11 protein-coding genes are annotated in these 8,574 nt (G+C 65.2%); 2 read left to right on the forward strand and 9 right to left on the reverse strand.

Features of this window, described 5'->3' with window-relative positions:
* Positions 1–35: 35 nt before the first annotated feature.
* Positions 36–485, reverse strand: coding sequence for a hypothetical protein (locus tag B047_RS0103815; RefSeq protein WP_018465630.1), 450 nt, complete (start codon positions 483–485; stop codon positions 36–38).
* Between the two features lie 109 nt (positions 486–594).
* Positions 595–1,554 (reverse strand): cysteine synthase A, encoded by a 960-nt coding sequence (gene cysK, locus B047_RS0103820; RefSeq protein ID WP_018465631.1) that lies wholly within the window; start codon positions 1,552–1,554, stop codon positions 595–597.
* A gap of 157 nt (positions 1,555–1,711) precedes the next feature.
* Here cysK and B047_RS0103825 point away from each other — a divergent pair, with 157 nt between their 5' ends.
* A complete protein-coding gene (locus tag B047_RS0103825; protein ID WP_026234556.1) occupies positions 1,712–2,182 on the forward strand; it encodes an FKBP-type peptidyl-prolyl cis-trans isomerase in 471 nt (156 codons plus the stop codon).
* A 110-nt stretch (positions 2,183–2,292) separates the two neighbouring features.
* Here the strand turns inward: B047_RS0103825 and B047_RS0103830 are convergent, their stop codons facing one another.
* From B047_RS0103830 to gnd, 7 genes are all read right to left on the reverse strand, one after another.
* Positions 2,293–2,880: a hypothetical protein gene (locus B047_RS0103830; RefSeq protein WP_018465633.1), complete on the reverse strand. Its 588-nt coding sequence runs from the start codon at positions 2,878–2,880 to the stop codon at positions 2,293–2,295.
* Positions 2,881–2,897: 17 nt separating this feature from the next.
* The gene (gene ubiE, locus B047_RS0103835) at positions 2,898–3,626 is read right to left on the reverse strand and encodes a bifunctional demethylmenaquinone methyltransferase/2-methoxy-6-polyprenyl-1,4-benzoquinol methylase UbiE (protein ID WP_275052678.1); all 729 of its coding nucleotides are present in this window, start codon (positions 3,624–3,626) and stop codon (positions 2,898–2,900) included.
* 61 nt (positions 3,627–3,687) lie between these two features.
* The gene (locus B047_RS0103840) at positions 3,688–4,596 is read right to left on the reverse strand and encodes a magnesium transporter CorA family protein (RefSeq protein WP_018465635.1); all 909 of its coding nucleotides are present in this window, start codon (positions 4,594–4,596) and stop codon (positions 3,688–3,690) included.
* Between the two features lie 43 nt (positions 4,597–4,639).
* A complete protein-coding gene (gene cutA, locus B047_RS0103845; RefSeq protein WP_018465636.1) occupies positions 4,640–4,951 on the reverse strand; it encodes a divalent-cation tolerance protein CutA in 312 nt (103 codons plus the stop codon).
* Positions 4,948–5,604 carry a 6-phosphogluconolactonase gene (locus tag B047_RS0103850; protein ID WP_018465637.1) on the reverse strand — a complete coding sequence of 219 codons (657 nt, stop codon included), beginning with the start codon at positions 5,602–5,604 and terminating at the stop codon, positions 4,948–4,950. Before B047_RS0103850 ends, cutA begins: the two co-directional genes overlap by 4 nt.
* Positions 5,605–5,616: 12 nt before the next feature.
* The gene (zwf, locus tag B047_RS0103855) at positions 5,617–6,990 is read right to left on the reverse strand and encodes a glucose-6-phosphate dehydrogenase (RefSeq protein ID WP_018465638.1); all 1,374 of its coding nucleotides are present in this window, start codon (positions 6,988–6,990) and stop codon (positions 5,617–5,619) included.
* 55 nt (positions 6,991–7,045) lie between these two features.
* The gene (gene gnd / locus B047_RS0103860) at positions 7,046–8,008 is read right to left on the reverse strand and encodes a phosphogluconate dehydrogenase (NAD(+)-dependent, decarboxylating) (protein WP_275052765.1); all 963 of its coding nucleotides are present in this window, start codon (positions 8,006–8,008) and stop codon (positions 7,046–7,048) included.
* Between the two features lie 78 nt (positions 8,009–8,086).
* On the opposite strand from gnd, the gene B047_RS0103865 reads away from it, so the two are divergent.
* On the forward strand, positions 8,087–8,476 hold the full coding sequence (locus B047_RS0103865) for a hypothetical protein (RefSeq protein WP_018465640.1): 390 nt from the start codon (positions 8,087–8,089) through the stop codon (positions 8,474–8,476).
* Positions 8,477–8,574: the final 98 nt, after the last annotated feature.

An 8,574-nucleotide genomic window follows, 5' to 3' on the forward strand; every position in this document is an offset into this window, starting at 1 on the left:
CCCCGCAACGAGGAGGGGCCTGAGAGAGGATGGGTTCAGTAGGGCTCGCCCTCGAGAAGCTTCTTTTCCTGCTCGAGGCTCACCAGCACCAGCTCGATGTGCACGTGGGGCTTCTCCACGCCGGGGTGGGCACCGGAGGGGATGATGTTGACATGATCAACCTTGGCCGTCACGCCAAGCCCCTTGAGCGCAGCCGTGCCGATGTCTATGTACTTCTTTTTGCCCAGCTCTTCCAGCGGCACCATGAACACCACCTTCACCAGACGTCCTGACTTGTCGTAGGCCAGGAAGGGCCCTTCGGGCAGATTTTTGGGGTCTACGTAGAGTGTGCCCAAGCCAGGGATGAAGTTGGGCAGCGCACCCTTGAGGGCCTCACTGACGTTGACGTAAGGGTCATTGGGTGGGGCTTTCATGACGCTTTGGGCCAGCACCACACCGATACCAAGGGCGGCAAGCACCGCCAGAACGCCAATCCAACGCTTCATGTCTGTCCTCCTGTTTCGAGAACCTGGCGCGCCATTTGGTTCCACCCTGCTGTACGGGCAGTGGGAGGAGTTTGGATTTCGGGGAGGGCAGCTTGCGTACGACCGACCCTTAACGTCCTTGCTCCTCCGCCACCGATGGCCTGGCCACACTCGAGTCCTCCTCGGCGTAAAGCGCCGTGGTGAGGTATTTGGAGCCGGAGTCCGGGCTGATGCAGACTACCCGCTTGCCCTCGCCCAGCTCCCTGGCCACCTGAAGGGCGGCCCAGACGATACCGCCGCTGCTCATGCCCAGGAAGAGCCCCTCCTCCCTGGCCAGGCGCCTGGCCAGCGGGAAGGCTTCCTCCTCCCAAACCTGGATCACCCGGTCGAGCATCCGCACGTCGAGGTTGGGCGGGATGAACCCCGGCCCCATGCCCTGAAACTGGTGCTGCCCCATCTGGCCGCCGGAGAGCACGTTGGAGCGGGCCGGCTCGCAGGCGATGATCTGTATGCCGGGAATGCGCTCGCGCAGGTAGCGCCCCACGCCCATGATGGTTCCCCCGGTGCCCGAACCGTAGACGAAGGCGTCGATGCGGCCTTCCATCTGAGCGAAGAGTTCGGGGCCGGTAGTCTCGTAGTGGGCGCGGATATTGGCGGGGTTGGCGAACTGGTCGGGCATGAAACCCCCGGTCTCGATGGCGATCTCCTGGGCCTTTTCGCGCGCGGCCAGCATGCGTCGTTCGGGGTCGGTGAGCACCAGCTCGGCTCCATAAGCCCGCAGCGTGCGCTTACGCTCGTCGGACATCTGCGCGGGCATGCACAGGATGAGCCGGTAGCCCCGGCTGGCGGCGACCATCGCCAGGCCGATACCCGTGTTGCCGCTGGTGGGTTCGACGATGACCTGTCCCGAGCCGGGTTTGAGGATGCCGCGCTCTTCGGCGTCACGCACCATGTACCAAGCGGGGCGGTCCTTGATGGAACCGCCGGGGTTGGAGCCCTCGAGCTTCACAAAAACCTCGGCCATGCCGGGCTCGACGACCCTATGCAGCCTGACCAGAGGCGTCTTGCCGATGACGTGCTCGACAAACATGTCCCCCAGCATACGGCCGCGGCGGTCAAATGGCGTGCAGGCAGGCACAAAACCCAAAAGCGAGGCGGCGACCATTTACGTTGCGCCAGGGTGGTAAACTCAGGCGTTTGAATGCCCGCGGAAGATTCCGTTGCCGCCGGGCAGGATGGGTGTGCTGATGATTGCAACGCAAGACCACGTGGTGACCATTCGTTACGTCCTCAGGGTCGAGGGGGAGATCATCGACCAGGGCGAGCTGCCCTATCTGCATGGGTATGGCAACATCATCCCCGGCCTCGAGGAGGCCCTCGAGGGCAAAAAGGTCGGCGACTCGCTCCAGGTCAGCGTTCCCCCGGAGAAGGCCTATGGCCTGGAAGACCCCGAGGGCGTGCGGGTGATCCCCCGCGACCAATTCCCCCCGGACGCTCCCCTCGAGCCCGGCGTGCAGCTCTTTGCCCAGGACGAAAACGGCCAGGTGCTGCCCTTCTGGATCATGGAGGTGGAGGGGGACGAGGTCACCATCGACTTCAACCACCCCCTCGCGGGCGAAACCCTCAACTTCGACGTGACCATCTCCAGCATCCGCGCCGCCACCCAGGAAGAGCTCGAGCACGGCCACGTGCACGCTCCTGAAGGCCACATGCACTAGAGTGCTTCCCACGAATACCGCCTATGGCTGCCGCTTGCCGTAGGCGGTAATTTACGCTGGCGGTGCAGCGTGATGAACACGATAGGTCTACATCGGGGTTCGGCGTTTGCTCAAGCCAGCAGGCCCCTGGGCAGTGGCTGGCCCTTGGGCAACCAGAAGCAAAGGTACTCCTGCTCGAGCCGCATCAGCAGCCGCAGGCCCTCTTCGGTTTCGAAGCGCATGAACAGGGGCAGGCTGAAACGGGCCTCACCGCGCTCGATGCGGAAGTTCTCGTAGGTATAGGCCATGTAGAAGTCCTGCTCGCTTTGCATCAGGCGCTCGGTGTAGAACACCACGGTCTCACCGTAGCCCTTGGTGGCCTTGCTGATGTCTTCCCAGAAGATTTCCTGGGCCTCGGCCTCGCTCAGGTATTCCCCACTCACCACCCCCAGCCTGCCGTAGAAGGCCACGGGGAACTCCTTGAACTCGTAGTAAAGCCCCTGAGGACCGTGCCACAGCCGGATCAGGCCGTTCTCGTAGCAGCGGCCCTCGGCGCTCTCGCGGGCGAACTCGCGGGCCAGGCTGAGGTGCTCGAGGTTGGGGAAGGAACCGGCCTCGAGGCCCTCGAACAACAGTCGCTGGGGATCGATCACCAAGCCGCTCGGGGTGGGGATGTTGGGTTTGGTGCGGGTTTTACTCTTGTTTGAACGCAGGGCCATTTTACTCCTTGCCATCCTCACTTCTCTCCCACGTGCAGCGCGGCAATTCCGCCGGTGAACAACCTGTATCGCACCCTGAAACCGGCTTTTTCCATCATCCCTCGCAGCACCTCGGGAGCCGGAAAGCGCTCTACCGAAGCGGGCAGGTAGCGGTAGGCGGCGGCGTTACCCGAGATCAAGCCACCGACATAGGGCAGCACGCGGGTGAAGTAGAAGCGGTAAAGCACGCCCAGCCCGCTTTTGGGGGGCGGGGGGAACTCGAGGATGCACAGCCGCCCACCCTGCCGCAGCACCCGGTAGAGCTCGGCCAGGGCGCGCTCGTAGTCGGCGAAGTTGCGAAAGCCAAAGGCGATGGTGATAGCGTCGAAGTGCTCGTCAGGGAAGTTCAGGTTCAGCGCGTCGGCTTCCTGGAAGCGCACCTGCAACCCGCTTTTTTGGGCTTTGGCGCGGGCGAGCTCGAGCATGGGCGGTGCGAAGTCCCCGCCCACCACCTCGGCCTCGGGGGCGCTTTTCTTGAGCAGCAGCGTCAAGTCGCCGGTGCCGCAAGCCAGGTCGAGCACCCGTTTGGGGGAGTGCTTCAGGGCTTCACGCACGGCAGCCCGCCGCCAGCTCTGGTCCACCCCGGCGGAGAGGAGGCGGTTGAGCAGGTCGTAGCGCGGGGCGATCTGGCTGAACATCGCCCTCACCGCCTGCGGGTCGCGCTCGGGTGTAGTCGGCTGGGTTTTGCCATCCCCGTGTGGCCGCACCGAAAGAGTCTAGCACAGGAAGCCAGGAGCAAACGACCCTGGAAGAGCGAGGGGTGAGCAGCTACCACCAGCCCCGGCGCTTCATCCACCAAGCCAGCAAACCCGCGATCACCACCAGCCCGCCCCAGAAGAACAGCCGGCCATAGGGCCAGTGGTACTCGCTGAAGCTGTCGAAGTTGGTGCCGTAAATCCCGGCCCACAAGGTCATGGGCAGGAAGAGCACCGAGATGACCGTGAGGGCCTGCACGACCTTGTTCAGGCGGTTGCTCTGGGCGGAGAGGTAGACCTCGAGCACGTTGGAAAGTTCGTCTCGAGCGGCATCGAGGCCCTCGTAGACTCGGCCCATGCGATCGGTGAGGTCACGGAAGAGGTAGGCATCGCTGCCGAGTTCGGGGAGGCGCTCGAGGTGCAGCAGGGCTTCGCGGGCCTGCGACACCAGCCGCCTTATGCGCAGCACCTCCCGCCGGTTGGCGAAGACCTGGCGCGGAATCTGGTTGGTGTCGTTGCCGTCGAGCGCGAGTTCCTCGAGGTCTTCGAGGCGGTCGGTGAGGGCTTCGACGTAGGCGAAGAAGGTCTCTACCCCCCGGTCGAGGAGCTGTTGCCACAACCATAAGCAGCTCCCGCCCCGGAAGCTTTCCCAGGCCCTCTCGATGTACTCCACGGGTTCGTTGCGGTAGGTGAGCAGGACCTGGCTTTGGGGGAAGTAGAAGTAGCTCACCCGCTCGGTGCGGCTCTTGGCGGTGTGGGGAGTCTCGAGGGTGCGGAAGATGAGGAACAGGTGCTTGGGGTACTGCTCGAAGCGGCTCCAGTGCCCGATCTCCTGGGCGTCCTCGAGGGCGAGGGGGTTGATGGGGTACTGCGCGGTGAGAAAGGCCACCTCTTCCGGGGTTGGCGTCTCGACATCTACCCAAACCTGCGCCTGGAGGGGACCGCAGGTCATGCCGTTGGCGAGTTGTTTGGCGCGAATCATGGGGAGGTCGAGCGCGAGAACAGCATACTCGCCGGGTAGGTGGTTACCGGGTGCTCTGGAGCAGCCAGTCCAGGTAGTCCTTGGAGCCGTGCTGGATGGGCAGGGCGATGACCTCGGGTACGGTGTAGGGGTGGAGTTCCTTCACGCGCGCCTCGAGGGCGGCGTAGCGCTCCTGGCGGGTCTTGATGATCAGCAGCAGCTCCTCGCCGCTCGTCACCTCACCCTCCCAGCGGTAGACCGAGGTCAGGCGGGGCAGCACGTTCACGCAGGCGGCGAGCCCCTCCGCCACCAGCGTATGGCTGATGCGGTGGGCGGAGTCCTCATCGGGAACGGTGCACAAAACCACAAGGTTCATACTTCGCCAGGATACGCGGCCTCGTCGGCGAAGACCAGCACTTCGGGCGCTCGAATCCGGCTCGGAGGCACGTCCTCACCGCGCAGGAAGCGCGCCAGGGCCTCGCGCTTGCTCGCCCCGGTCACCAAGTACACCACCAATTGCGTCTGCGAAAGGGCCTTGGGGCTCAGCGAGACCCGCTCGGGCGGAGGCTTGGGGGCGCCATGAACCGGCAGCACCAGGCGCTCGCTGCCCAGGTCCACGTGCGGCCACAGGCTGGCGGTGTGGGCATCTTCCCCCAGGCCCAGCGTCACCAGGTCAAAGGGCAGCAAGGACTCTACCAGTCCCTCGCTCAGCTCGGCGGAGCGCTCGGGCCCCAGTTCGGCCTGGAAGGAGTGCAGCGTGTAAGGTAGAACCGTCGTGCCGATAGCCTTGGCGATCTGCACGTCGTTGCGCTCGGGGTGGCCCTCGCTCAGGCAGCGCTCGTCGGAGGCAATGAGCTGAAGGCGGTTCCACAAAAGGTCGGCCTGGCCGAAGGCTCGGTAGGCGGCCAGCGGGGTGTTGCCCCCGCCCAGCACCGCGCGGCCCCCGGCCGACAGGCGCTCGGCCAGCAGGCGGGCGAGCGCCTCGGAGGCGGCCTGGGGGGTGGGAAAGGTCTGGACGTGGATGCTCATAGCTGCGGGTACTCAGAGGTTACGCCAGCGGTGGTGATCTTCCATCAGGTAGTGCTGTCCGGCAGGGCCATCGGAGCCCACGGAGTAGCGCTCGACGGGCTGGTTGGCCTCGAGCACGGGCTCGATCAGGCGCCAAGCCCACTCCACCTCGTCGAAGCGGATGAACAAGCTGGCGTCACCCTCCAGCGCGTCCAAAATCAGCGTAGCGTAGGCCGAGAGCTCGTGAGCGTCACCGTTGCTGTAGGGGGTGGAGAGCACCACGGGCCTGGAGCCGAATTGCAAGCCGGGAGTCTTGACCTGCATCTCCAGGTGCAGCGACTCGTTGGGCTGAAGCTCGAGCACCACCCAGCTCGAGCCGGGGTCGCAGTGGGTGTCGGTGAAGAGCTGGGTAGGCGGCTCGCGGAACTGCACGGCGATGGTGGTGCGCTTCTTGCTCATCGCCTTGCCCGTGCGCAGATAGAAGGGCACGCCCTTCCAACGCCAGTTGTCGAGGTATAGCCGCAGCGCCGCGAAGGTCTCGGTGTTGGAGCTCCTCACCCCGGCCTCCTCCAGGTAGCCCGTGTACTGGCCGCGCACGATGTCGCCGGAGGAGAGGGGACGGGCCGAGCGCAAGACCTTGTTCTTCTCATTGCGCAGCAGGTCGGCCTCGAGGCGGGGCGGGGGTTCGAGGGCGGAGAGGGTGAGCAGCTGCATCATGTGGTTTTGCATCATGTCGCGCACCGCCCCCACCTTGTCGTAGAAAGCCCCCCGTCCTTCGATGCCGATGCTCTCGGCGGCGGTGATCTGCACCTGGGCGATGTGCTGGGCGTTCCACAAGGGCTCGAGCCAGGAGTTGGCGAAGCGGAAGACCAGGATGTTCTGCACCGTCTCCTTGCCCAGGAAGTGGTCGATGCGCAGGATCTGGCTCTCGTCCCAGTACTTCGTCAGGGTGGCCTGCAGCTCGAGGGCGCTCTGGAGGTCGTGGCCAAAGGGCTTCTCGATGACCAGGCGACGGAAGTGGTTGCCCTTCTCACGGGCCAGCCCGGCCTCGCCCAGCCCGGTACCCACCACGGGGAAGGCGTCGGGGGGGAGGGAAAGGTAGAAGATGCTCGAGGGAGCGCTGTCTTTGGCCAGGGCTTCAAAGCTCTGGGGCGAGAAGTCCATCTGGCGGTAGGTGGTGCGGCGGATGAAGCGCTCCACCACCTCGGCCTCGGGGTTCTGCTGGAACTCGGCGAGGGCTTCACGCACGCTCTTTTCGAACTCGTGCTCGCTCCAGGGCTTGCGGCCCACCCCCACGATGCGCAGCTCCTCGGGCAGGTAGCCCGCGGCCTCGAGTTCGTAGATCGCCGGAAATAGCTTGCGCGCGGCCAGGTCGCCGGTTGCGCCGAAGATCACCAGATCGATCATGAGCGCCCCCTGAGCGCCTCGAGGGCCGAAAGCCGAAGACCAAACGCCATAAGTCTCACCATTGTCCGTGCTCCCCTTCAGCTTGGGCTTTCCTCACCCCGTGCCCACCGAACATCTTACGCATCACCGCCAGCAAGCGCTCGTCGTAGTCTTCCTCGTCCTGGCTTTCGAAGCGGGTGTAGAGCGACTGGGTGATCACCGGGATGGGCACGCCCAGCTCGACGGCCTCGAGCACCGTCCAACGCCCCTCGCCCGAGTCGGCCACCACCGGAGCGATGTCGGCGAGGTCTTGGTCGCCGGCAAGATACTGCGCCGTGAGGTCGAGGAGCCAGCTCCTGATCACCGTCCCGTGCCGCCAGGCCTCGGTGAGACGGGCTAAGTCGAAGCCGAACTCCCGCTTCCTGCGCAGCAGGTTGAGCCCCTCGGCCAAAGCCTGCATCATGCCGTACTCGATGCCGTTGTGGACCATCTTGGCGAAGTGTCCGGCCCCCACCGGTCCGGCGTGGACCCAGCCGAGGTCGGGGGAGGGGGCCAAAGCCCGCAGTACCGGCTCGAGCCGCCGCGCCACCTCCGGCGCACCGCCGAGCATCAGGCCGTAGCCGTTCTCGAGGCCCCACACCCCGCCCGAGACCCCCACGTCGGCGAAGAGGATACCCCGCTCGGCCAGCCAGGCCGCGCGCCGCTGCGAGTCCTTGTAGTAGGCGTTGCCGCCGTCGACCACCAGGTCGCCGGGCTCGAGCGCACCCGCCAGCTCTTTCAGCGCCGCCTCGGTGACGTCCCCCGCCGGGAGCATCAGCCATAGCGTGCGCGGGGAACGGAGCAGGGTAGGCAGGGCCGAAAGCGAGGGAGCGACGGTGAGGCCCTCGGCCTCCAGCCCCCGCGACGCTTCGGGGGCCTGGTCGTAGCCCACCACGTCAAAGCCCGCCCGCAGCAGGCGACGGGCCATGTTGCCGCCCATTCGTCCCAGGCCGATCATCGCCAGTTCCATGCCCCAAAGTCTATCGTGCTTTGGGCCAATTCGCTCCGAAGCGTCGGAGACGTGCCTTCAAAGCCATAGCTCAGCAAGCGTTTATCTTCGCCGCTTAGACTCGAGCTCATGAGACTTTTGTTTGTGCCTTTGCTGCTTTTACTCTCGTCGTGCGTGCTGATGGTGCAGCCCACGCCCGCACCCGAACCCGACAGATCCCCCACCCTGCTCAACAGCCGGCTCGGCCTGCCGGCTTACCCCGGCAGCCGCATTCTCAAAAGAGAGGAAAAGAGCGGTGGCTCGAGCGAGGTCCAGTTCGAGAGCACTGCCGACCTCGACCGCATCTACGCCTACTTCCACGACTTCCTCTCCAAAGCCGGCTGGAGCCGCTGGACCCTGGAGCGCAAGAACCAGGCCACCAAGATCGAGGCCCGCTACCAGCGCAACAACCTGAGCTTCAAGCTCGAGCTCGACCAGGAGGGCAGGAGCGGGCGGTACAAACTGGGGATCGATTTTTAGCGGGGAACGCTGGGTGTTATACCAGATTCGGTTAGTTCGTCACCGAATGGTGACGCCGCCCCACCAAGGCGGGGCGGTCGACCGTCAGGGAGGGGTGT

It is taken from the genome of Calidithermus timidus DSM 17022, from assembly GCF_000373205.1.
Classification (GTDB): domain Bacteria; phylum Deinococcota; class Deinococci; order Deinococcales; family Thermaceae; genus Calidithermus; species Calidithermus timidus.